The organism is Photobacterium sp. R1 (assembly GCF_054600795.1).
This window is the reverse complement of sequence record NZ_BAAHZP010001118.1, coordinates 1-228: the sequence shown is the minus strand read 5'-3', so window position 1 is coordinate 228 and position 228 is coordinate 1. Positions and strand designations below refer to the sequence as shown.

General features: G+C 50.0%; 1 pseudogene. It reads right to left on the bottom strand.

Annotated features, from left to right (window positions below):
* Nucleotides 1-228: pseudogene (locus tag ACYP03_RS28535) on the bottom strand (glucose-6-phosphate dehydrogenase); the annotation flags it as partial.

Below are 228 nucleotides of genomic sequence, written 5' to 3'. Positions count from 1 at the left end.
GTCCTGATTAAACGACAGGATAGGCTGTAAATAACGCAAGCAGGCTTCAAACGCATCGCAACGGTCGAACAGAGTAGAATCGCCACCCATTGCATCCAGCAACAAACGCTCATATGCAGTCAGAACGTTGCTGTCCACCAGTTCGTCGTAACGGAAGTCAATCGCAACTTCCTGGGATTTGAATCCTGCGCACGGACGTTTCAGGGCGAAGTTCATCAGAATGCCTTC